This window comes from Arthrobacter sp. MOO21 (genome assembly GCF_057369995.2).
Genome location: NZ_CM170671.2, coordinates 2,314,351 through 2,336,902 on the forward strand (window position 1 = coordinate 2,314,351; position 22,552 = coordinate 2,336,902).

General features: G+C 66.3%; 22 protein-coding genes. 11 read left to right on the forward strand and 11 right to left on the reverse strand.

What is annotated here, in order from left to right; translation table 11 throughout:
* The first annotated feature begins 388 nt into the window (after positions 1-388).
* The 4 genes from AC2JAJ_RS10700 (at position 389) to AC2JAJ_RS10715 (ending at position 4,569) form a co-directional block, all read left to right on the forward strand.
* On the forward strand, positions 389-1,699 hold the full coding sequence (locus AC2JAJ_RS10700) for an MFS transporter (protein ID WP_486416704.1): 1,311 nt from the start codon (positions 389-391) through the stop codon (positions 1,697-1,699).
* Positions 1,700-1,799: 100 nt separating this feature from the next.
* Complete coding sequence (locus AC2JAJ_RS10705; protein WP_221383531.1) at positions 1,800-3,056, forward strand: M24 family metallopeptidase; 1,257 nt, start codon at positions 1,800-1,802, stop codon at positions 3,054-3,056.
* Between the two features lie 77 nt (positions 3,057-3,133).
* Positions 3,134-3,958 (forward strand): IclR family transcriptional regulator, encoded by an 825-nt coding sequence (locus tag AC2JAJ_RS10710; protein WP_486415888.1) that lies wholly within the window; start codon positions 3,134-3,136, stop codon positions 3,956-3,958.
* Positions 3,959-4,005: 47 nt separating this feature from the next.
* Positions 4,006-4,569: a dihydrofolate reductase family protein gene (locus tag AC2JAJ_RS10715; protein WP_486415887.1), complete on the forward strand. Its 564-nt coding sequence runs from the start codon at positions 4,006-4,008 to the stop codon at positions 4,567-4,569.
* Here the strand turns inward: AC2JAJ_RS10715 and AC2JAJ_RS10720 are convergent.
* Positions 4,559-4,684 (reverse strand): DUF1272 domain-containing protein, encoded by a 126-nt coding sequence (locus AC2JAJ_RS10720; RefSeq protein ID WP_486415886.1) that lies wholly within the window; start codon positions 4,682-4,684, stop codon positions 4,559-4,561. The genes AC2JAJ_RS10715 and AC2JAJ_RS10720 overlap by 11 nt on opposite strands.
* Before the next feature lie 264 nt (positions 4,685-4,948).
* Between AC2JAJ_RS10720 and AC2JAJ_RS10725 the strand changes: the two genes are divergently transcribed.
* A complete protein-coding gene (locus AC2JAJ_RS10725) occupies positions 4,949-5,209 on the forward strand; it encodes a hypothetical protein (protein ID WP_486415885.1) in 261 nt (86 codons plus the stop codon).
* Between the two features lie 71 nt (positions 5,210-5,280).
* On the opposite strand, the gene AC2JAJ_RS10730 is transcribed toward AC2JAJ_RS10725, so the two are convergent.
* Positions 5,281-6,873, reverse strand: a complete 1,593-nt coding sequence (locus AC2JAJ_RS10730) for a PucR family transcriptional regulator (protein WP_473695903.1) — start codon at positions 6,871-6,873, stop codon at positions 5,281-5,283.
* 106 nt (positions 6,874-6,979) lie between these two features.
* Here AC2JAJ_RS10730 and AC2JAJ_RS10735 point away from each other — a divergent pair, with 106 nt between their 5' ends.
* The 3 genes from AC2JAJ_RS10735 to AC2JAJ_RS10745 are packed head-to-tail and all read left to right on the forward strand — an operon-like array spanning position 6,980 to position 9,798.
* Positions 6,980-8,503 (forward strand): purine-cytosine permease family protein, encoded by a 1,524-nt coding sequence (locus AC2JAJ_RS10735; protein ID WP_486415884.1) that lies wholly within the window; start codon positions 6,980-6,982, stop codon positions 8,501-8,503.
* Positions 8,504-8,558: 55 nt separating this feature from the next.
* The gene (locus AC2JAJ_RS10740) at positions 8,559-9,506 is read left to right on the forward strand and encodes a polysaccharide deacetylase family protein (protein ID WP_486415883.1); all 948 of its coding nucleotides are present in this window, start codon (positions 8,559-8,561) and stop codon (positions 9,504-9,506) included.
* Between the two features lie 46 nt (positions 9,507-9,552).
* Positions 9,553-9,798: a hypothetical protein gene (locus tag AC2JAJ_RS10745; RefSeq protein WP_486415882.1), complete on the forward strand. Its 246-nt coding sequence runs from the start codon at positions 9,553-9,555 to the stop codon at positions 9,796-9,798.
* A gap of 456 nt (positions 9,799-10,254) precedes the next feature.
* On the opposite strand, the gene AC2JAJ_RS10750 is transcribed toward AC2JAJ_RS10745, so the two are convergent.
* Positions 10,255-12,414, reverse strand: coding sequence for an Ig-like domain-containing protein (locus AC2JAJ_RS10750; RefSeq protein WP_486415881.1), 2,160 nt, complete (start codon positions 12,412-12,414; stop codon positions 10,255-10,257).
* Positions 12,415-12,552: 138 nt separating this feature from the next.
* Positions 12,553-13,389, reverse strand: coding sequence for a helix-turn-helix transcriptional regulator (locus tag AC2JAJ_RS10755; RefSeq protein WP_486415880.1), 837 nt, complete (start codon positions 13,387-13,389; stop codon positions 12,553-12,555).
* A gap of 85 nt (positions 13,390-13,474) precedes the next feature.
* Here AC2JAJ_RS10755 and ilvD point away from each other — a divergent pair, with 85 nt between their 5' ends.
* Together ilvD and AC2JAJ_RS10765 are read left to right on the forward strand one after the other, a co-directional pair.
* A complete protein-coding gene (gene ilvD, locus AC2JAJ_RS10760) occupies positions 13,475-15,334 on the forward strand; it encodes a dihydroxy-acid dehydratase (protein ID WP_486415879.1) in 1,860 nt (619 codons plus the stop codon).
* An 89-nt stretch (positions 15,335-15,423) separates the two neighbouring features.
* A complete protein-coding gene (locus AC2JAJ_RS10765) occupies positions 15,424-16,206 on the forward strand; it encodes an oxygenase MpaB family protein (RefSeq protein WP_501053111.1) in 783 nt (260 codons plus the stop codon).
* A 99-nt stretch (positions 16,207-16,305) separates the two neighbouring features.
* Here the strand turns inward: AC2JAJ_RS10765 and AC2JAJ_RS10770 are convergent, their stop codons facing one another.
* Positions 16,306-16,728, reverse strand: a complete 423-nt coding sequence (locus AC2JAJ_RS10770) for a universal stress protein (RefSeq protein WP_221383515.1) — start codon at positions 16,726-16,728, stop codon at positions 16,306-16,308.
* A 200-nt stretch (positions 16,729-16,928) separates the two neighbouring features.
* The gene (locus AC2JAJ_RS10775) at positions 16,929-17,822 is read right to left on the reverse strand and encodes a helix-turn-helix transcriptional regulator (RefSeq protein WP_486415878.1); all 894 of its coding nucleotides are present in this window, start codon (positions 17,820-17,822) and stop codon (positions 16,929-16,931) included.
* A gap of 191 nt (positions 17,823-18,013) precedes the next feature.
* Between AC2JAJ_RS10775 and AC2JAJ_RS10780 the strand changes: the two genes are divergently transcribed.
* On the forward strand, positions 18,014-19,054 hold the full coding sequence (locus AC2JAJ_RS10780) for an NAD(P)-dependent alcohol dehydrogenase (protein WP_221383512.1): 1,041 nt from the start codon (positions 18,014-18,016) through the stop codon (positions 19,052-19,054).
* Between the two features lie 110 nt (positions 19,055-19,164).
* Here the strand turns inward: AC2JAJ_RS10780 and AC2JAJ_RS10785 are convergent, their stop codons facing one another.
* The 5 genes from AC2JAJ_RS10785 to AC2JAJ_RS10805 form a co-directional block, all read right to left on the reverse strand.
* Positions 19,165-20,202 carry a nitronate monooxygenase gene (locus AC2JAJ_RS10785; protein WP_486415877.1) on the reverse strand — a complete coding sequence of 346 codons (1,038 nt, stop codon included), beginning with the start codon at positions 20,200-20,202 and terminating at the stop codon, positions 19,165-19,167.
* Between the two features lie 63 nt (positions 20,203-20,265).
* On the reverse strand, positions 20,266-20,718 hold the full coding sequence (locus tag AC2JAJ_RS10790) for an SRPBCC family protein (RefSeq protein WP_486415876.1): 453 nt from the start codon (positions 20,716-20,718) through the stop codon (positions 20,266-20,268).
* Between the two features lie 207 nt (positions 20,719-20,925).
* Entirely contained in the window at positions 20,926-21,123 is a 198-nt protein-coding gene (locus AC2JAJ_RS10795; RefSeq protein WP_221383509.1) for a hypothetical protein, read from the reverse strand.
* A gap of 248 nt (positions 21,124-21,371) precedes the next feature.
* Positions 21,372-22,145 (reverse strand): GAF and ANTAR domain-containing protein, encoded by a 774-nt coding sequence (locus AC2JAJ_RS10800; protein WP_486415875.1) that lies wholly within the window; start codon positions 22,143-22,145, stop codon positions 21,372-21,374.
* On the reverse strand, positions 22,142-22,393 hold the full coding sequence (locus tag AC2JAJ_RS10805) for a hypothetical protein (RefSeq protein ID WP_221383507.1): 252 nt from the start codon (positions 22,391-22,393) through the stop codon (positions 22,142-22,144). The genes AC2JAJ_RS10800 and AC2JAJ_RS10805 overlap by 4 nt, the downstream gene beginning before the upstream one ends.
* Positions 22,394-22,552 lie beyond the last annotated feature (159 nt).

Consider the following 22,552-nt stretch of genomic DNA (forward strand, 5'->3'; position numbering starts at 1 on the left):
CGCAAGTATGCACGCGCGGGGGCGATCGGGGCCTGTGCCATTGGGCCTGTTTCTTGCTTGGATGCGTGTCCCTTTCCGTTCCAGACTTACGTCAGGATCTCTCGCCTATCTCAACGATGTTGCTTCTCTTGCAACTTGGTACGCTGATCGGGCGAAGTGGCCCCGCAGTGCTTCCCTGCGCAGTCTCGGGCTGGAAATATTGCGTGCGATTACTCGAAAAGCCCTTGACTGTGGCGCGTATCACGACCTATGTTGAGACAACCACGTTGCAATCTCTGCAACTCCAACTCTCACTGGTGGTTACATGCGCACCGAATCAAACCTTCCCGGGGCAGGAGCCATTGCCGATGGCGCCAGCGGCCTTGCCCCCGCCGGCGCTGACAGCGCCATGCCCAGCAAAGAAGCGCCCAGCTACGACGTGCCCAGCAAAGATGTACGGCGCCGGGTGGTCACGGCCAGCTTCATCGGCAATTTCGTCGAATGGTTCGACTACGCCGTCTACGGCTACCTTGCCGCCGTCATCTCCTCGGTCTTCTTCCCGGAGGCAGACCGGCAGACCGCGCTGCTGGCAACCTTCGCGGTCTTCGCCATTTCCTTCTTCGTCCGGCCGCTGGGCGGCTTCGTCTGGGGCCACATCGGCGACAAGGTCGGCAGGCGCAAGGCCCTGTCGCTCTCGATCGTCATCATGTCCGTCTCTACCTTCTGCATCGCCCTCATCCCCGGCTACGCCACCATCGGCCTCCTGGCACCGGTCCTGCTGCTGCTGGTCCGCATCGTCCAGGGATTCTCGGCAGCCGGCGAGTACGCCGGAGCCTCCGCCTTCCTGGTGGAGTACGCCCCGGCCAACCGGCGCGGACTCTATGCCGCCGTCGTGCCTGCCAGCACCGCCGCCGGGCTGCTCCTCGGCTCGCTGATCGCGGCACTGCTCAGCTCCGTCCTCAGCGCCGAACAGCTGCATGACTGGGGCTGGCGGCTGCCGTTCCTGCTCGCCGCCCCCATGGGCCTGATCGGCCGGTACATTCGCACCAAGCTCGAGGACACCCCCGCGTTCCGTGCCCTGGCGGCGGAGGAGGACCAGGCCGTCAAGGCGCCGGTGTTCGATATGTTCCGGACCTACCGGAAGCAGCTGGTGATCGCCTGCGGGGCCGTGCTGCTCAACGCCGTCGGCTTCTACGTCATCCTCAGCTACATGCCCACCTACCTTTCGGCGGAACTGGGCTTCGGCTCCACCGAATCCTTCCTTGCCACCACCATCGCCCTGGCCAGCTACATCGGCTTCATCTTCCTCACCGGCATGGCCTCGGACCGGTTCGGCCGCAAACGGATGCTGATCACCGCCTCCGTGCTGTTCATGCTGCTGACGGTTCCGGCCTTCATGCTGCTGGACACCGGCAACTTCCTGGTCATCGTGCTGGTCCAGATCCTGCTGGGCGGCATGCTCACCCTCAACGACGGAACGCTGCCCAGCTTCCTGGCCGAGCTCTTCCCCACCAAGGTCCGCTACAGCGGATTCGCGGTCAGCTTCAACCTTTCCAATGCCCTGTTCGGCGGTACCGCACCCTTCATGGCCACCCTGCTGATCGGCCTGACCCAGAGCAAGCTTGCTCCCGGCTGGTACCTGGTGGCGGCGTCGGTGGTGTCCCTGATAGCCGTGCTGTTCGCCGCGGAAACCTCACGCAAGCCGCTCAAGCACGTCTGACCTGCCGCCAGGCCCCCTTCACCATCCTTCACATCACAACCAGCAGCGCCGCAGACACAGCGGCGCTGGAACCCAACCACACCCAGAAAGGCACACTTACGTGACTATCACCGCCGACAACGCATCCTCCATCGCAGAGCTCGAGCGCCTTAAGGTCCTGCACAACGGTTCCAAGGGCAAGCTCACGTTCTCCGACGCAGAGTTCGAGCGCCGCCTGGGCGGACTGCGGCAGATCATGGCCGCCAAGGACCTGGATGCCGTCATCCTGACCAGCTACCACGGCATCAAGTACTACTCCGACTTCCTGTACACCACGTTCGGCCGCAACTACGCCCTGGTGGTCACCGCGGATGACTCCGTCACCGTCACCGCCAACATCGATGCCGGTATGCCGTGGCGCACCTCCTACGGCGAGAACATCGTCTACACCGACTGGCGCCGCGACAACTTCTACTTCGGCCTGCAGGAGGCGCTGCGCCAGCGCGGCGTCAAGGCAGCCCGCCTGGGTGTCGAGGACGACTTCCTTCCGGGCCTGACGCGCGAGAAGATCGCCGCCGCCTTCCCGGGAGCCGAACTCCTGGACGTCTCCCAGGACGCCATGCGCCAGCGCATGATCAAGTCCGCCGAGGAAATCGAAGTCATCAAGCACGGAGCCCGCATCGGCGACCTCGGCGGCGAAGCCATCCGCAAAGCCATCCGCGAGGGCATCACCGAGTACGAGGTGGCCCTCGCCGGCACCGAGGCCATGGTGCACGAGATCGCCCGGACCTTCCCCCACCGCGAGGTCCGCGACACCTGGGTGTGGTTCCAGTCCGGCATCAACACCGACGGCGCCCACAACTGGGCCACCACACGGAAGCTGCAGAAGGGCGACATCCTCTCGCTCAACTGCTTCCCCATGACCTCCGGCTACTACACCGCCCTGGAGCGCACCCTCTTCCTCGGCCAGCCGGACGAACGCTCCCTGGAGCTGTGGAACATCAACGTGGAGGTGCACCGCCGCGGCCTGGAACTCATCAAGCCCGGCGCCGTCTGCAAGGACATCGCCGCCGAACTCAACGAGATCTACATCAGCCACGGCCTGCTCGCCAACCGCACCTTCGGCTACGGCCACTCCTTCGGCGTCCTCAGCCACTACTACGGCCGCGAAGCCGGCCTGGAACTGCGCGAGGACATCGACACCGTCCTGGAACCGGGCATGGTGGTCTCCATGGAACCGATGATCACCGTGGCGGACGGCCAGCCGGGCGCCGGCGGCTACCGCGAGCACGACATCCTGGTCATCGGCGAGGACAACACTGTCGAGAACATCACCAAGTTCCCGTTCGGCCCGGAGAAGAACATCATCGAGGCCTAACCAGCAGCACCGGCAGGGCGGCGTCACGGACACGTGGCGCCGCTTCCGCCGTTTTATGAGGAAAGATGGTGTCCACCATGACTCCTGCACAAGCCAAAGACGCCAACGGCAACGGAACCGGCACCAACGGCGGGACGGATGCGAAAGGCGCTTCCGTCGTCGTCAATGCCATCGCCGTCCTGCGCACCTTCACTGCCGATGAGCCCCTGCTCGGCGTCACGGAAATCGCCAACCGGGTGGGCATGCACAAAAGCAGCGTCTCCCGGATCCTGGCGACCTTCGAGCAGGAGAACCTGGTGGAACGGGATCCCGAGACCAAGCGGTTCCGCCTGGGCCTGGGCCTGATCGCCGTGGCCGGCCCGCTGCTGGCCGAGATGGAGGAACGCCGGGTCGCCTACCCCGTCCTGCGGCAGCTGGCCGAGCAGACCGGGGAAACCAGCGCCCTCATGCTGTGGAACGGCGATGAGGCCGTCTGCGTGGAGCAGATCGCCAGCCACCACCAGATCAAGCACACCACGCCCCTGGGGGCGCGCTACCGCGACGCGATGAGCGCCTCCGTCCAGGTGTTCCTGTCCACCCTCCCAGCCGAACGGGTGCGCGAACTCTTGCGCAGCGGAACCATCACCTATCCGGGACTGGACGACGCCGGCCTGGAAGCTTACGAGGCAAGGCTCCAGGACGTGGGGCGGAGGGGATGGGCCGGCAACTATGGCGAATCGTCCATGGACGAGGTAGGCGTTGCCGCGCCCGTCCGCGACCACCGGGGAGACGTGGTGGCAGCCGTCCTGATTCCGGCGCCACGGTTCCGGGTGTCCAAGGAGCAGTTCGAGAGCCTGGGCGAGGCCTGCGTGGCCGCCGCCGCCAAGGTCACCACGCGGCTGGGCGGGCGGACCGCGGGCTGACGCAGGCAAGTCTGTACACCGGATGAAGCTCACGGAAGACTGGCGCCATGCGCAGACTGATTTTTGCCATGAACGTGAGCCTGGACGGCTACATCGCCGCGCCCGGCGACGACCTCGGCTGGAGTGCGCCAAATGACGAGCTGTTCCAATGGTGGTCCGACCGGGTGGGGGCGACGGGCCTGGCGCTGTACGGGCGCAAACTCTGGGAGACGATGAGCTCCCACTGGCCCACGGCCGACCAGCAGCCTGGCGTCACGCCGGCGCAGGCGGAGTTCGCCCACCGCTGGCGGGCCATGCCCAAGGTGGTCTTCTCTTCAACCATCAGCGCGGTTGACGGGAACGCCCGTCTTGTGACAGGCGATGCGGTCACCGAGATCGCCCGGCTGAAGGCCGGCGACGGCGGCCCCATGGACATTGGCGGTGCCACACTCGCCGCGGCGGCCATGCGGGCCGGGCTGATCGACGAGTACGCGATGGTTACCCATCCGGTTCTGGTGGGCGGCGGCACCCCGTTCTTTGCCACCTTGGACAACTGGGTGAACCTCCGCCTGGTGAATACCCAGACGTTTCCCGGCGGCGTGCTCCTTACGAGGTATGAAGTCAGGCGCTGAGCTGGTGCCTAGGACGTCGCCGAAGGTCTCCTACGCAGTTAGGACAAGAACCATTCGGAAAGCGTTCGACGCAGTCCGGACACCACGTGCACTCGAATGTGCTACTGGGGGCCAACTGGCCCAGCGTTCACCCGTAGAAGCCGCGGCGCCGCCCGGCATTGCAGTGCATCCGCCGCAACTTTCCCCAAAACAGGGCTGATAGCTTGGAAAAACACCGATCACAGTAGGGGGACTTGTGAGAAGTATGCGCAGCGTAGTCGTCGCGACAGGGATGGCCGTGGTCCTGGCCTTAGCTGGTTGCAGTGGGCCATGGGGAAGCCGGCCCGGGTCAGCGCCACCCGCTGACGGCGGAACGTTTGAAACCCTTGAGGACTTGAGGGTGGCGCTGGAAGGAGCAGGCTTTCAGTGCCCGGAACTCGAATTGGCCAACCATGCGAAGTACGCATCCACATCGGGGTACTGCGGGGAGATTGGCATGGCCCTGTATCCGAACGATGCATCCTTGGACGCCCAGTTGGCGATGAGGACGCCTCAGGATCAGACGGCTGTCAACGTCGGCAAGAACTGGACGGTAACAACGGCTGCGCCCGACCAAGTCAAGAAGTGGCTGGGCGGCGCCATCGTTGGTGCTGACGGGTAGCACGCTCCCGGTCACTCCCGTCTGGCATTTTGGCGAAAGACAGGTTGACCGGCCCGTCGCGGACGCGATTGTCACGGCAGCCCGGCCAGCCGGGCCGCAAGGTGCAGCGCCGCGAGCCGCCCGGTGCCGCGCGGATCACCGCCGCACAACTCGAAGATCCGCTGCAGGCGGTGGTGCATCGACTGCCGCTCCAGGTGCAGTTCGCGGGCGGACTGCGCCGTGTTGCAGCCCGAGTCCAGCCACACCTGCAGGGTCTCCAGCAGCTGGGACTGCCGTTGCGCATCATGCTCCAGGACGGCCCCCAGCTGCCGGCTGACAAACGCTTCCCGCGCCGAAGCGTCCACCACCGTGAGGGCCAGGCTCTCCACCGCGACGTCTTCCGCATCGATCACCACCAGGCCGCGGGCCGGGTACCGTCGGCGCGCCGACGCATTACGCCGCCGGATCTGCCGCACTTCCAGGGCCCGGCGCGCCTCCGCGAGTGACCAGGCCGCCTCAGCCACCCTGCCGGCAGGCGGCCCTACGGCGATCACCGCATCGTGATCACCTTCCAGGGCCTGCAGGGACTCCAGGAGCGTCCGCCGCTCGCCGGCCGTCCCGGTGCAGGGGAGTCCGATCATCACCACCAGTTCGGCGTCGTCAAGGTAGGCGGCGCAGGGGATGCGGCGCGAACCCAGGAAGTTTTCGACGGCGCCACGCAGCTCCTGCGGTGAGGCGGCATGGATGGCCGCCACCACGGCGGGGGAGCCAGTAGGAAAGCCGGCGCCGGGAGCCAGCTGCTCCAGGCGCCACTCCGGCGCGGAGTTAAGCACCGCGCGCATCAGCTCGGCGCCGGCCAGGGCATGCAGCCCGGGAGGCGTGTGCTGCAGCAGCGCCAGGCCCAGGATGTCCACGGCGCGTTCCCCGGCCACCTGCGCGAGCGCGGTGTCCGCATCTTCCGGCACATGCACTTCGAGCCGTCCCATGAGGACCCCACGCACGGGGATGTCCACGGTGATGGCCGTTCCGCCGGGCACCGCGTAAAAGGCGCCGTGCGCGCCCGCCCCTGGATCGTCGTCGTCCGCCGTTCCTTCCCCGTCCACCTCATCTCTCCAGCCCTCCGGCACCGCGCTGCCCATGGTGACGCCCCAGGGGGAGGTGAGCTTGACGGCAGAGCCGGTGATGCCGGCGAGCACGCCCAGGATCTTGTCGAGCGAAGCTCCATGGGCAAGCTCGGCAGCCATGGCACGGGTGGCGGCGTCCGCCTGCTGCAGGTGGCCTACCGAGTCGCTGACCAGCATGGAGTTGATGGCCTGCATGACGCCCACGAACGGCACGACCTTGCGCAGCTCCACCACCGGCAGGCCGAACTCCGCGGCCTTTTCCAGCATGGCGGGCGGGATCTCCGGCAGCACGCCGCCGGTCTCAACCGCGAGGGCTGCGATGCCCCGCTGCGCCAGCTCCCGGACATAGTCCTCGCGTTTGGCCGGGCTGGCCGCTGCCAGTGTGATGCCGCCACACAGCAGCAGCTCCCCGCCCCGAAGCAGGGGAGCGATGTCCAGCACTTCGCTGGAGTGGACCCAGCGGACCGGCTGGGAGCCCGCGTCCGCCCCCAGCGGGTGGACCACGGGGTCGGCGGCGGCAAGGGCAGGATGGGCGAGTATTTCGCCGAGAAGGACTGACACGACATTCCGTAACGTATTAGGAGAATCTGTTCGACACATCGTATCTTGTTGCTTGTGATGAGGGCCACATAGCCTTGTGGTACTTATTCACCTCACGGAGGCCCCCATGCAAGAAAAGCTTTCAACAGCAACGCACGGGCAACCTGCCCAGGCCACACAGGACCACAACGTCGTGGACCACGAAGCCTGGCTGCAGGCCATCCCGGAATCAGCACGAACACGCAAGGTATCCGGCCAGTTCTGGATCTGGGCCGGTGCCAACCTGGCGCCGATCAACTGGGTGCTGGGGGCACTCGGTATCCAGTTGGGACTCGGGCTCGCGGACACCATCACCGTCCTGGTGCTGGGCAACCTGATCGGCATGCTGCTCTTCGGCTGCTTCGTCCTCCTGGGACAGAAGACCGGAGCCACCGGCATGGTCCTGGCCCGGGCGGCGTTCGGACGGCGCGGCAATTACCTGCCAGCCGCGATCCAGGCCATGCTGGTCATCGGCTGGTGCGCGGTCAACACCTGGATCATCCTGGACCTGGTCATGGCTCTCTTCGGGACCCTGGGCTGGGTTGACCCCGAGGCGCCCAACTACGCGTGGAAGATTGGCGTCGCCACCTTCATCATGGCCCTCCAGGTGGCCATCGCCTGGTTCGGCTACAAGGCCATCGCGGCCTTCGAAAAATGGACTGTTCCGCCCACCATCCTCATCCTGGCCGTCATGTCAGCGGTGGCGTGGTTCGGCATGGACATCGACTGGAGCTACGCCGGACCGGCAGGTGCGATCCTGGAAGGCTCCGAGCGCATCGCCGCCATGAGTGCGGTCATGACCGCCATCGGTATCGGCTGGGGCATCACCTGGTTCACTTACGCGGCGGACTATTCCCGGTTCGTCAGCACCAGCGTCCCTAAAAAGAAGGTCTACCTGGCTTCGGTCCTGGGGCAGTTCATCCCCGTAGTGTGGCTCGGTGTCCTCGGCGCCAGCCTGGCCACCAACAGCGGCGAAATCGATCCCGGCAAGCTCATCGTCCTCAACTTCGGCGCCATGGCGCTGCCCGTGCTGCTGATGGTCCTCCACGGACCCATCGCCACCAACATCCTGAACATCTACACCTTCTCCGTCGCCACCCAGGCACTGGACATCTCCATCAGCCGCCGCAAGCTCAACCTGTTCGTCGGCGTCCTCTCGCTCGCCGCCGTCGTCTTCTTCATCTTCCAGGAGGACTTTGCCGCGGTGCTGGACGCCTGGCTGATCGGCCTGGTGGCCTGGGTGGCCGCCTGGGGCGGGATCATGCTGGTGCACTACTTCTGGCTGGACAAGCGCTGGCCCGGCGACCCGGAAAGGCTGTTCGACGGCGTTGGCACCCACCGGCTGCCCGGCGTGAACTGGGCGGGCGTCGTCTCCCTCCTGGCCGGCATCTTCGCCACATGGCTGTTCATGTACGGCCTGATCCCCGTCATGCAGGGGCCGATCGCCGTCGCACTCGGCGGCTGGGACCTCTCCTGGCTGGCCGGCGGCCTGACCAGCGCCGCCGTCTACGCGATCCTCGGCCCGCGCCAGCACATCCGCTACCTCGCCCTGGAGCCCCGGACTGCAGAGACCCGGCCGGCCGGCAGCACGCCTGCCCTGCCCGCCCTCTAACCTCCTCTTCCCCCAAACCTGGCGGGCGCACTGCGCCCGCCGAAAGGATTTCCTCGTGAACCATCCCGCCATTGCCGATGCCCTGCACCCGATCACTTGGCCCGACGGTGCCAAGGCCGCCGCGTCCTTCACGTTCGACGTCGACGCCGAGTCCTGCACCATCGCCCACGATCCCGCCAGCACGCGGCGGATGTCGCTGATGAGCCACCAGTCCTACGGGCCCAGGATCGCCGTGCCGCGGCTGCTCAAGATCCTCGAGCGCCAGGACATCCTTGCCACCTTCTTCATCCCCGGCTTCACCGCCGAGTCCTACCCCGACGTGGTGCGGCAGATCGTGGACGGCGGCCACGAGGTGGCCCACCATGGCTACCTGCACGAACCGATGCAGGGCATCGACGCCGCCGCCGAGGCCAGCTACATCGACCGTGGCCTGGAAGCCCTGGCGAAGGTGGCCGGGGTCCGGCCGGTGGGGTACCGGGCGCCGTGGTGGGAACTGAACTGGCACTCACCAGGCCTGCTGGCCGACCGCGGCTTCCTCTACGATTCAAGCCTGCTCGACGGCGATGCCCCCTACCGCTTCGCCGTCGCCGCCGATGATCCCCGGGACATCGTGGAGATCCCGGTGGACTGGACCCTGGATGACTGGGAGCAGTATGCGTTCTACCCCGGCGTCACGGGCAGCGGCGTCATCGAGAGCCCGGCGAAGGTCCTGGAAATGTGGACCCTTGAAGCCGAGGCCCACCACTCCCAAGGCAGCTGCTTCGTCCTGACCAACCACCCCTTCATCTCCGGCCGGCCGTCGAAGGCTGTGGCATTGGAGCGACTGATCGAGCGGGTGAAGGCGATGGACGGCATGTGGGTGACCACCATGGAACGGATCGCCGAACACACCAAGGCGACAGTCAACGAGGTCCATACCCACGCCAGGATCACCGTCCCGACGTTCCCGGGTGCCGGCGCGGCGCTTGAGCCGGCCCGCGTCAGCGAAGGTGCCGTGGCATAGCAGCCCGTCTTGTTTACAGCCGGAACAAGACGGGTAACGGTGGGATATGACTGATCCCGGAGCCGGCAACGTGAACGACCCGATCGACAGCGCCGAGGACGTGGCTGGCGCGGCGGCCTTCGAGACGCCGGAGAGCATCGCGGAAGAGGTCCGGGACGAGATCCGACTGGGCCATGTCCAGGACGACGTCAGCCATGTCCTCGAAGAACGCTTCGAAGAGGCGGGAATCAGGGCCCGCCCCGAGGAAGTGGATGACCTCGCGGAAGAAATCGAGAAGGACGCCTCCAGCTGATCCCTGGCATCTTCGCCGGGGAGCAAACCGGCGGGCCTGAAACGGCAGGTAACAACCTGGACCAGTGCGCTGGCCGTGTTGGGCGCATGGCTTCACCGAAGTCATACCAGTGGTCCAGGTGGCCCGTCCCCGGGCCTGAATGTGTCGGGCCTGAATGTGTCAGGGCCAGTCGGCGCGGGTGAAGCGGATCGGCGCCCGCACGAGCTGAAGGCAATCAGTAGAGGTCCAGTCTTTCGCCGGAATTTCCCGCGGCTGCACTGCCGCCTCCTGCTGTGGATCCGGGCATGTGGTTTCCGAAGAACTGTCTGTTGAGCTGTTCATTTTTCCCCCTTGGCAAGCTCGTGTGCCAACACTAGGAGCCTGTTATTGCGGACGGAAGAGGGTTTATCCAGTTACCGGATAAACTGAGCAAATCTTGAGGGTTGTACTCCTCCGCCCATCTTGTTGAACGCCCATTTAGTTGAAGGTCAGGACAAGCTGGGGCGCCGCCGTGCTGCCGGCTTCCCTGGAGTTGAGGGTCAGCCCGTCGGTACTGGCGGTATCGATCCCCAGTGACAGCTGCTGGCCGGGCTCGCCGGCCAGGCCGCTGACAGCCAGCGGAACGCTGTAGCCGGTGTTGATCGCCGTGGGTCCAAGGGTGCCGAGGACGGTGCCCAGTGCCGGCCTGTTGTTATACGTGATGCCGCCCTCGGTCCAGCTGTCATCAGCCACGAGCTTGACGTTCTGTTTGCCCGTGGACGCATTCGCGGCGCTCTGCAGCTTGAGCGTGGCACTTTGCAGGGTCCTGCCCGCGTAGGGCGACAGGTCGAATTTCAGGTACCCCACCTCCACCGGGCTGTTGTCCACGGCCAGCGTGGTGCCCGCGCCGTAGTTCGTGCCCGTAGCCCCGCTGTTGACGTAGCTGTCGGCAGTGGCCGTGAGCGTGACGGTCTGCGTGCCTCCGCCACCGGCGGAAGCGGTGGTGAAGGTCCAGGTCTTGTCAGACGCGAGCGCGTTGCCGGCAGCATCCTTCACGCCGCTGGAACCGCCCTTGATCGTTGCCGTATACGTCGTACCGGCCGCCAGGTCCGCACTGGGGTTAAGCGTCGCCACATTGCCCGTGCTGCTGTACGTCACGGCGGCCGGTACCGTCGTCGTGCCTGCCTGCAGCGTGAAGGTGCTTGAAGTGATCGTCGAGCCATTCATCGCTTCCGAGAAAGTTCCGGTCACGTTGGTTGTCACGGCGACGCCGGTCGCACCGCTGGCCGGGGTTGTGCCCGTCACCGTCGGGGCCGTCGTGTCACCGGTCCCGCCGCCGGTGCTGGGATCGAAGTAGTGCCAGTAGCGGCTCGTGGCGTTGACATCGGCCAGCACCAGCAGGCCGCTGTTGGCCGTGCCCCGCGCCGCGCTGTTGAGGTTTTGCTTGGTCGACGTCACGTTGTGGACGTACTGGTCGGCGTCGACGATCCTGGCGGTCTTCGCGCTGGTGAAGTTAATGTTGTCCAGCGGGGTGGACTTTTCGTAGATCGCGCCGCCCGAACTGGTACAGACACCGGCGTTCGTTGTGCCGCTGGGTTTCGGATAGGTGGCGAAGGTGCGCAGCATCTGCGTGCTCTCGTCAACCAGGACGATCACCCGGTTGGGGCACTCGGATACCGGCGCGATCGTGTGCGCTGCCCACGTGGTCCCACTCAGGGCCAGCAGCTGGATGAGGGGCTGGGCCGACGACGTGAATGACGTCTTGACGGCGGCGAATACCCGGCCGCCGGAGGAGTCAAGCCACTTCAGGTTCATGTGGTCATCGCCGCTGCGCAGCCCCGACACCGCAGCCACCGGAGTGCTCCAGGCGGTGCTGGATGCGCCATCGGCGTGGTAGCTCCAGTACATGCCGTCGGTGGGGTCACCAACCTGGCGGCTCCACATCACGCCCATCTTGCCGGGGCCGAAGGCGATCACGGCCGATGTGTCGTCCACGGACACGTTGCTCATCGACGAAGGATGCTGGAACGGCGTGCCCCAGGTTTTGCCGTCCGTGCCGGTGACGTTCAGCCAAATCCTGTTGCCCTGCTGCCATGTGGCCCACAGCCGACCGGTGGAGTCCTTGTCGATGGTCAGGACCTCAACCTTGTAGTTGTTGATGGTTGATGAACCCAGCGACGTGTACTTCTTCGTGCCCGCGTCGTAGCTGTAACGCCGCAGCGTCGTGGGAAAGTTTGGTTCCGCGGGCAGGCCGTCGTTGACGAACCGGTAGCTCGCCACGAACAGTGTCGTCCCGTCCCACAGCACGTCATGGTGGGTGTTGGCCCGCGTCTCGGCCACAACCCCCGTATCCGCCCACGAGCTCGTCGCGGAGTTGAACCGGAAGATATGGAAACTCAGGCTGGACGTATCCCAGAGAACCCCCCACCAGGATCCATCGTTGAACCACAACGTGCTGGTGGCCCGCTTGGTGCCGGTTGGTGTTCCAGTACCGGAGTGGGAGGGGCCCTGAACCCCGACATCGCCTGTGGCGGCTGACGCCATACCCGGTACCACCAGGGCGGCCAGTGCAAGGACCAGTGCTGCCAGCAGAGCCGGGAGCCGGGACTTGCGGGCTCCGCTGCGGACGTCCCGGTGGAGAATTGGATGGTCCTGCATTGTTGCTCCCGGAATTGCGCAGATGAAAGCCCAGTCCCCAGGTGCGTTCAGTGTCAGCCGCCAGTGCACCAAAAGCAATCCCTAATTTGTTGGCGCGACAGAAACCCCTAATTTCGGATCCATATCCCCTAACTGCTGCTACCCGGCCTTGGCGAGGAGGGACTGCATCTGGGTGGCGGAGTCACTCCCCAGGGCCGGGGTGTAGACCACGATGTGCAGGTCCGGCCGGTCGGATGGGGAGACCTGGTGGTGCTCAAGTTGGAGGACACCCACTGCGGGGTGGTGGAACAGGCGCTCGCGGGATTCGAAGCCCAGGATGTCATAGCGGTCCCATCCCGCCCGGAACTCCGGACTCGCCTCCTTGAGCCGTTCCACCTGGTACTGGATGTCGGGGTCGCCCAGGCGCTGCCCCGTTTCGGCCCGGAACTCGGCAAGGAAGCGTTTGCTGGTGGTCTCCCAGTCCGGGAGCAGGTCCCGCACGTAGGGGTCCGTGAACACCAGCCACAGAAGGTTGCGGTCCGCCGGGGCCACTGTGGCGATGTTCGGATAGAGCGCAGCATAGGCCTTGTTCCACCCGGCCACACCCCAATCGGGAAACAGCGCGAATGACGGGTTGGGGTCCAGGGCATCCAGGAGGCGCTGGATGTGCGGCGGCGCGGCATCGGCGGCAGGGCTGGCCGGTGCTGCCGACGCATAGCCACCGAGTGACAGGACGTAGCCGAGGCCGGTGGCCGAAAGGTGCAGGGCCCGGCTGACGGCTTCCAGCACCTGCCGGGAGGGGCTGATGTCCCTGCCCTGCTCCAGCCAGGTGTACCAGGTGACACTCACCCCGGACAGGAAAGCGACCTCCTCGCGCCGCAGCCCCCGCTCACGGGAGCGGCCTATGGGCGGCAGGCCGTAGTCGGCCCGCAGCGCCTGGTCCCTGCGGGCGCGCAGGAACAAGCCAAGTTCTTTGCGGCGTCCGGGTTCATTCACCCCAAAATACTATTACTCTGGTACTCCTACTACTAGTAGCAGGAGCGTCTTCCCCGGCTCGCCCGGAGCGGACAGGATGGTAGACATGCCTGCACTTCGCTCTAAAACAGTCACCCACGGCCGCAACATGGCCGGAGCCCGCGCACTGCTGCGCGCCTCCGGCGTCGCCAACTCGGACATCGGCAAGCCGATCATCGCCGTGGCCAACTCTTTCACCGAGTTCGTCCCCGGCCACACCCACCTCGCCCCCGTGGGCCGGATCGTCTCCGACGCCATCCTCGCCGCCGGGGCCGTGCCGCGCGAGTTCAACACCATCGCCGTGGATGACGGCATCGCCATGGGGCACTCCGGCATGCTCTACTCGCTGCCGTCCCGGGACCTGATCGCCGACTCCGTGGAGTACATGGTGAACGCACACTGCGCCGACGCCCTGGTCTGCATCTCCAACTGCGACAAGATCACCCCCGGCATGCTCATGGCTGCCCTGCGCCTGAACATCCCCGTAGTGTTCGTCTCCGGCGGCCCCATGGAGGCCGGCCGTGTGACCCTGACCGACGGGTCCGTGCGCTCCCTGGACCTGGTGAACGCGATCGCCGACGCGGTGGATGAGTCGATCTCCGACGAGGACATCAACCTCATCGAAGAGAACGCCTGCCCCACCTGCGGTTCCTGCTCCGGCATGTTCACCGCCAACTCCATGAACTGCCTTACCGAGGCCATCGGCCTGTCCCTGCCGGGCAACGGCTCCGTGCTGGCCACCCACACCGCGCGCAAGGCGCTGTATGAGAAGGCCGGAAGCACCGTCGTCGAGCTGGTGAAGCGCTATTACGACGGCGACGACGACTCTGTGCTGCCGCGCTCCATCGCCACCGCCAAGGCATTCGACAACGCCATGGCGCTGGACATTTCCATGGGCGGCTCCACCAACACCATCCTGCACCTGCTCGCCGCGGCCCAGGAGGCGGGCGTGGACTACGGCCTGGCCGAGATGGATGCCAAGTCCCGCCAGGTGCCCTGCCTGGCGAAGGTGGCCCCGAACGTGGCCAAGGACAAGACCTACTACATGGAGGATGTGCACCGCGCCGGCGGCATCCCCGCCCTGCTGGGCGAACTGAACCGCGGCGGGCTCCTGCACAAGGATGTCCATTCCGTGCACTCCGCCGACCTGGACGGCTGGCTGGACGACTGGGACATCCGTGGCGGCAAGGCCACCGAGGAAGCGAAGGCCCTGTGGCACGCAGCTCCCGGCGGCGTCCGCTCCTCCACCGCGTTCTCCCAGTCGAACGAGTGGACCTCCCTGGACACCGACGCCGAGGGCGGCTGCATCCGCTCTGTGGAGCACGCCTACTCCAAGGACGGCGGCCTCGCAGTGCTCCGCGGCAACGTGGCCGTCGACGGCGCCGTGGTGAAGACCGCCGGCGTGGACGAGTCCATCTGGACGTTCTTGGGCCCTGCCGTGGTGTGCGAATCCCAGGACGAAGCCGTGGAAAAGATCCTGAACAAGACCGTCAAGGAAGGCGACGTGGTGGTCATCCGCTACGAAGGCCCCCGGGGCGGCCCGGGCATGCAGGAAATGCTCTACCCGACGTCGTTCCTCAAGGGCCGCGGCCTGGGCAAGAAGTGCGCCCTCATCACGGACGGCCGCTTCTCCGGCGGCACCTCCGGCCTGTCGATCGGGCACATCTCCCCGGAGGCTGCCTCCGGCGGCGCCATTGCCCTGGTGGAGGACGGCGACATCATCAGCATCGACATCAGCCAGCGTTCAATGCAGTTGGAGGTCTCCGACGAGATCCTCGCCGAACGCCGCGAAAAACTCGAAGTCAACGGCGGGTACAAGCCCAAGGACCGGGACCGCCAGGTGTCCGCGGCGCTGCGGGCTTACGCCGCCATGGCGCTGTCCGCGGACAAGGGCGCCGTCCGGGACGTGTCCCTGCTGGAGCGGTAACAGCGCGTCGGGCGCAGCGCGGCGGCTTGCCTCGGAAAGAGGCCAAAGGCCCCGTCCCCCCGTGCTGCGCCTGACGGTACCCTTTTCCCATGGTGCAGGGAATAGCTGATTACGGCGCGGAAGGCATCCTGCTCGCCGGAGCCGGGCGGGCGATCCTGCTGCAACTGGCCAATCCTGCGATCGGCAGCGGAGTGGCGGAGCACAGCACCTTCACCCAGCGCCCCGTCAACAGGCTCAAGGGCACCCTCACGTACGTGTACGCCGTCGTGTACGGCAATGAGGAACAACTCAAAGAGGTCCGCCGCAGGGTGAACCGTGCCCATGGACCGGTGCGCCGGCCGGCGGACGGGTCCTCTGCCGGGTACAACGCCTACGATCCCGAGCTGCAGCTCTGGGTGGTCGCCACGCTCTACGACACAGCAGCCACCATCATCGAGAAAATCTACGGACCGCTCGACGACGACTCAGCCGATGCGATGTACCAGGACTATGCGCGGATTGGCACAGCCCTGCAGCTCCCGGCGGGCATGTGGCCCAAGGACCGGGCGGCCTTCGCCCGCTATTGGGAGGAACAAATCTCCAGGCTGCAGGCGGAGGACGCCGGCGTGCGCGTCGGACGCGGCCTGCTGTTTCCGAAGCACACGGCCCTTTGGTACCGCGCCATCATGCCTCCGGCCAGGTTCCTCACCGCCGGGCTCCTTCCGTACCACGTGCGGGTGGACTTCGGGCTTCCCTGGAGCGACCTGCACGCCCGCCGGTTCGACCGGACCATGCGGATCCTGTCGGTGGCCTACCCCAGATTGCCGCGCGGCATCAGGCACTGGTTCAAGGATTACTGCCTTGCCGAGCTCGACAAGGACCTGGCGAGGTAAAGGGGCTCTGGCGTTTCAGCCACCAGCCTCAGGCCCAAGGGAGAACGGACGACGGCGGGAGGTTCCGCCGTCGTCCGCCCACCTACCTTGTGGGACAGGTCAGTCCTCATAGGTGTTCGCGATGTAGACATCGCACGGGGCGTTGTGCGCCACGCTGTTGGCGACGCTGCCCAGGAGGCGGCCGATGCCGCGCATCCTCCGGTTGCCCACCACAATCACCCGGGCGTCCAGGCGGATGGCTTCCTTGATGAGGGAATCGGCAGGCTTGCCCCGGGCGGCGAAGTGGGTGATCTGCACGCCCGGGTGGGACGCGGCAAGGGACTTCGCCACCATTTCCGAGCTGTCCGCGTTGGAAATCCTGACCTTGTCTGATCCCACGCCGAAGGTTTCGGCGTTCTCGGCTTCGAAGGCGGTCACCACATGGAGCGATGCCCCTAGCGACTCCGCCAGACCCAGGGCTACTTCCGCAGCCTTCCGTGCCGACGGGCTGGCATCCACGCCCACAACGACTACATTGCCCATTTACTTGCTCCTTCGTCTCGTCCTGGCAGAAAACGTTCACTTGCCAGTCTAGGGAGTACCCGGCTGGAGCCGCGGCTAAGCACACGGTCCCTGAACGCCCGTTTCGGCGCACCAACCTCACCGTTCGTCGTGCACGGGGAACTCACGGGTGCTGTCGCCTTGGTCCGGGTCCGATACCCCGGCGACGCCCCCGCAGCCTCCTAGTTGCGCACGGGAGCCTGCGCCGCTGCCACGATGTTCTCCGTGCCAGCCCAGGAGGCCAGAAGCTTGAGGGCTTCCTCGGACGGGCTGCCGGGAGTGGCGGGATAGACGGTAAGGGTGTGCCCCGGGTCCTCTTCCAGGCCGAGGACCTGGTAGTTCAGTTCCAGGAGCCCCACCACGGGGTGCTGGAAGAACTTGGTGCCCGCGTAGTGGCGCCGGACGTTGTGCGCGGCCCAGAGCGTGCGGAACTCGTCGCTGCGCATTGACAGTTCGCCAACGAGTTCGGCGATCCCCTTGTCGTGCGGATTCCGTCCCGCTTCCCGGCGCAGGATGGCCACGTTGGTTTTCGCTGCCCGGTCCCAGTCCGTGTAGAAATTGTGGGCGCGCGGGTCAAGGAAGATGAATTTGGAGTGGTTGGCCGGCCGCGACGGGGTACGGTACATGTCCGAGTACAGGGCGTAGCCCAGGGTGTTGGCGGCCACGATATCCAGCCGGTTGTTGCCGATGAACGCAGGCGCCCCGGTGATGGTGTCCAGGAGGTACTGCAGCTCGGGCCGCACCCGTGAGGGGGTGGAACCGGCTGCGCCCGCGGCACGCTTGCGGTCCGAGGTGTTGGCTGCCCTGGCCAGGTCGTAGAGGTGGTCGTGCTCCGCCCGGTCCAGCTCCAAAGCGCCGGCGATGGCGTCCAGGACGCTGTCCGAGACCCCGCTGAGGTTTCCCCGTTCCAGGCGCGTGTAGTAGTCCACGCTGACGCCGGCCAGCCGGGCCACTTCCTCACGCCGAAGCCCGGGCACACGCCGCCGGCCGCCGTACGGTTCGATTCCTGCCTGCTCGGGGCTGATGCGCCCGCGGCGGGAGGACAGGAACTGTCGGACCTCGGCTCGGTTATCCATGAGGAACACGTTACGACGAATCCAGGATCCCTAAGGAGGTACTGCCAGAACCACCGAAGAAGTCACCGGCCAAGGGTAGGACTCCCAAGACCAGTTACAGCAGGGCCTCGCTAAACCGGCTCGTTTCCGGGTTTGATGTCATTCGGCCCGGGTAGCATTTCAAACATCCCCCAACAGACCACAGGAGAACCATGACCACCGTCAAGGCTTACGCATCCCCGTCCGCCACCGAGGACCTGGTTGCAACCACCATCGAACGCCGCGCCGTCGGCCCCCGCGACGTCCTGATCGAGATCAAGTTTGCCGGCATCTGCCACTCCGACATCCACACCGTCCGCGGCGACTGGGGTCCGCAGCAGTACCCGCTGGTCCCCGGCCACGAGATCGCCGGCATCGTCACCGAAGTAGGTGCCAAGGTCACCCGCCACAAGGTGGGCGACCGCGTCGGCGTCGGCTGCATGGTCAACTCCTGCAAGGAGTGCGTCAACTGCCAGAAGGGCGAGGAGCAGTACTGCCTGAAGGGCAACGTGGGCACGTACGGGGCCGTGGACCGCGACGGGACCATCACCCAGGGCGGGTACTCCACCCACGTCGTCGTCACCGAGGACTTCGTGGTGACCATCCCCGAGGGCCTGGACCTCGACGTGGCCGCGCCCCTGCTGTGCGCCGGCATCACCACCTACTCACCGCTGCACCACTGGGGAGCCGGCCCCGGCAAGAAGGTAGCCGTCGTCGGCCTCGGCGGGCTGGGCCACATGGCCGTCAAGATTGCCCACGCCATGGGTGCAGAGGTGACGGTCCTGTCGCAGTCCCTGAAGAAGCAGGAAGACGGCCTTCGCCTGGGTGCCGACCGCTACTACGCCACCAGCGACGAGAACACCTTCGCCGAACTCGCCGGTCACTTCGACCTGATCATCAACACGGTCAGCGCCTCGATCGACATCAGCTCCTATCTGCAGCTGCTGAAGCTCGACGGCGCACTGGTGAATGTGGGCGCCCCCGCCGAGCCGCTCCCGGTCAACGCCTTCGCCCTGATCGGCGGCCGCCGGTCCTTCGCCGGTTCCATGATCGGCGGCATCCGCGAGACCCAGGAAATGCTCAACTTCTGCGCCGAGCACGGTATCGGCGCCGAGATCGAGGTCATCCCGGCGGAGAAGATCAACGACGCCTACGAGCGCGTGCTGGCTTCCGACGTCCGGTACCGCTTCGTGATCGACACCGCCACGCTCTGAGTCGTGTGGCGTTGCGCGGCGGGCTGCTCCGAAAGGCGCGGCCCGCCGTCGGGCTTTAAGTCGGGCTTTAAGTCGGGCTCTAAGGAGAACGTACGACGGCGGCCCAGGCCTCAGGGCCGAAGGCTCGCCAGGATGGAGGCGGCCGGGCCCTCGACGGCGCTCCGGTAGCCGACGCCGGCCCACAGGTTCAGCCAGTCCGGATCCCCGGCGGCTGCCGCCGCGGCCCGCAGGGGAGTGGTGAGGTGGTGGATCTCCGGGTACCCGTGGGGCGCGTCGCCGTCGTGGCGGCGCATGAATTCGTTCAGCAGCCCGCGGGCGTTGCGGCCGGAGAAGGAACGGGTCACCTCAGTGGTGGTGAACCGGTCCGGCGCTGCCAGCGCGGCCCGGTGGGCCGCCTTGGTTCCGGCCTCATCGGCGCGGAGGAACGCCGTACCCGCCTGGACGGCCACGGCACCGACGGCGAGGGCGGCCCGGCTATCTGCTGCCGTGGTGATCCCGCCGGCCGCAATCAGGGGCACTTCAAGGTCCCGCAGTTCCTCCAGGATCCCGTGCAGGCCAACCTCGGGGGAAGCGCCTGCGGCATCGAACGTTCCGCGGTGGCCACCGGCCTCGGGGCCCTGGACGCACAGGGCATCGGCCCCGGCCTCCAGTGCCTGCAGGGCTTCCCCGCGGCCTGTCACCGTGGCAACCACCCAGATGCCCCGTTCCCGAAGGGCGGCAATGACCGCTGCGTCGGGAATGTCGAAGGTGAAGGAAACCACCGCCGGGGCCAGGTCCAGCAGGACTTCGACCTTGTTGTCCCAGTCGTCGTCGTCATGCCTGGGCTCGCCGAGGCTGACGCCGAAGCGCTCAGCATCCGGTTCGAGCGTGTGTGCATATTGCTGCAGCGCTTCGGCGCTGATGACCGATGGCTGGGGGACGAACAGGTTGACGCCGAACGGCGCCCCCGTCAGGGCCCGGACGGCTTCGATCTCGGCCTTCGTGGCGACAGCCGTCTTATAGCCGGCCGCAAGGAAACCGAGGCCGCCGCCGGCGCTGACTGCCGCGGCGAGGGCCGGCGTCGACGGGCCGCCGGCCATCGGAGCCTGGATGACGGGCAGGGCCAGGGACTCGAGACTGAACCGACTGGATTTCCGCTGGATAGTCATGGGTCCCTTTCTGGCTGGCTGCGCATACCTGACGAATGCTACGCCGTTCCGCGCTGCCGGGCTTTAGCCGGCTTCGACCAGGAGCTTGAGGTTCTCGAGGGTCTGCTGGCGCGCGCGTTCCTGCATGCGCTCGATAATGACTTCGTCCGCCAACCTGCCGATCGCACTGCCGGGCACGTTGTAGTCGATCTCGGCCGTGACGAGGGTGGTGCCGTTCCCGGCCGGATCGTAGTCCCACGTCTGCTTTCCCTTGAGCGGGCCGTCGAATTCAATGCGGAACCGCTGCCCGCCGGCCGCCGTCGTTTCCTGCCCGGTCACCCGGGTGGTGACGTGGAACGGAACGCCCGCCATGAGGTACTTGTGTTCGACGACGGTTCCCACTCCGCCGTCGCCCTCGATCTTCTCGGCCTCGCCCAGGTTGACCCACCAGGCGGCCCAGTGCGCGGGGTCTGACGCGATCTCTACGACACGCTCCACCGGCGCATCGATCGGTATGCTCACCGTGATATGGCCCATTGGATTCTCCTTGTGCGATGGTCAGGCACCGCCGGCTTGTCCTGCGCCGTCCGTCGCGGCTGGCGGGCCTTGCTATCGAGGCTATAAGCGCCGGATCAGCGCCAGTCAGGGACCAAAGCCCCGTAGGTCGCAAGGCTAAAGAGAAGGGGAGCGGATGACGGCGGGAAAGTCCCGCCGTCATCCGCTCCCCTCACGAGGCGGGGCCGCCTAGACGGAAGCCAGTGCGTGGTCCTCGCCCCGCACGCTCAGCGTGAACGTGTTGGGACCGCTGCAGGTGACGGCGATGCGGCAGTTGGTGGTGTTGTGGCGGGCTGAAAGGGCGCTGACCGCGGAGTCAAGGGTCTCGTGCAGTGCGGCCCTGTCCCAGATCTTCAGGGATACGGATTTGGCAGTGTCAAACGTCATTGTTCAGTACTTTCCTACATCAGTCCGGCGGTCCGCGCCGGGGTTCGGCCTGTCCGCGCTCCGGGGCGTCGGTGGGCTGTGGCTCACCGGTGGGCCTCGTTGCGTCACCAGGATGTCAAGGCGGAGATTCCCGCCCTCCATTCCATAGTGCCCAAACCGGAGGGGCTGGCCCAGCCGAAAAACGTTTTATTGCGAGTGAGTCTCATCACGTGTGACCGGCGCCACAGCGCATCCCTGCGTGGCCTTGCCTACTCGTCAAAGTGGGTGATGATGTGCTCTTCCCCCGAAATGGACGTGATCACCGTTGCCGCCACATCCCGGAGTTTGACGTTTCGTGTGCTGGAGGCCCTGGTGAGGATGCTGAAGGCTGTATCCCGGTCGCACCGGTTTTGCGCCATGACGGCGCCCACGGCCATGTCGATCACGGTCCGGGAATGCATGGCAGCCGACAGGTCATTCCGGGCGTCGTGAAGCTGGGTGATCCGGAGGATGAGGCGCAGTGAGCTCGCTGCCTGCCCCGCGAAGGCCTCCGCCGTGGTGATGTCCTCCCCGGAAAAGCCGTGGCTGCACCCGGAATACAGGTTCAGGACGGCCTCGGCGTCGCCGGCAAGATCCAGCGGGACGGCGAGGATGGAGGCGACGCCGTGGTCCACGGCGGTCTGGACGTAAGGCGCCCACCGGCTTTCCGCGGTGAGGTCCGGGACCAGGATGGTGGTCCGGTGCCGGAGGGCCGTGAGGCATGGACCGTCGCCGAAGCCGTTCTGCAATTCATCCAAGGCTCTGGCGGCGGCATCGCTGGCGGCCACGGCCTCGGGCTTCTTGCGCCTCAGCACCGTGACACCCGCGTGGATGCTGTTTCCCGGAATGGACAACCGGGCGGCAGCGAGCAGGGCCAGTTCAGCGAGGAAGCCCTTGATGTCGGGGTTCTCCAGCACCATCTGCTGGAAGGAGTGCACCGGGTCCGTGTCCGCCGCTTGAGCCAGGCCGTCCGGCTCCTCCGCCTGTCCAACGTTTCCGGTCATCGGTCGTCGTCTCCGGCCAGTTCCGTCATGGCGGTCTTGATCAGGCCTACCTGCGCCGCAGGAAGGCGCAGCGCTTCATTGAGGTAGGCGTCCAGGGACACCTCGTCAACATCCCCGCCGATTCCGTAGTAATACGTCCACAGCTTCATGAGCGGGAAGTCGGCGTCACGGAAGCGCTCCGCCGCTCCATGGCGTTCCTCATCGGCCTCCAGTTGCTGGTCGGGGCCGCGGGTCCAATCTGCGGTCATGCCTGCGCACCGCAGTTCTGTGTGGATGTGGTGGGTGCGTTCCTCATGGGCCGTCCGGCTTCGATCCGTTGTTACGCCTGGGGCGTTTCCCCTGGCTGGCGGCCTCCGCTCTCAGCGCGGGCGGCCCGTGCATTCAACCTCCGGATCATGCCACTATCC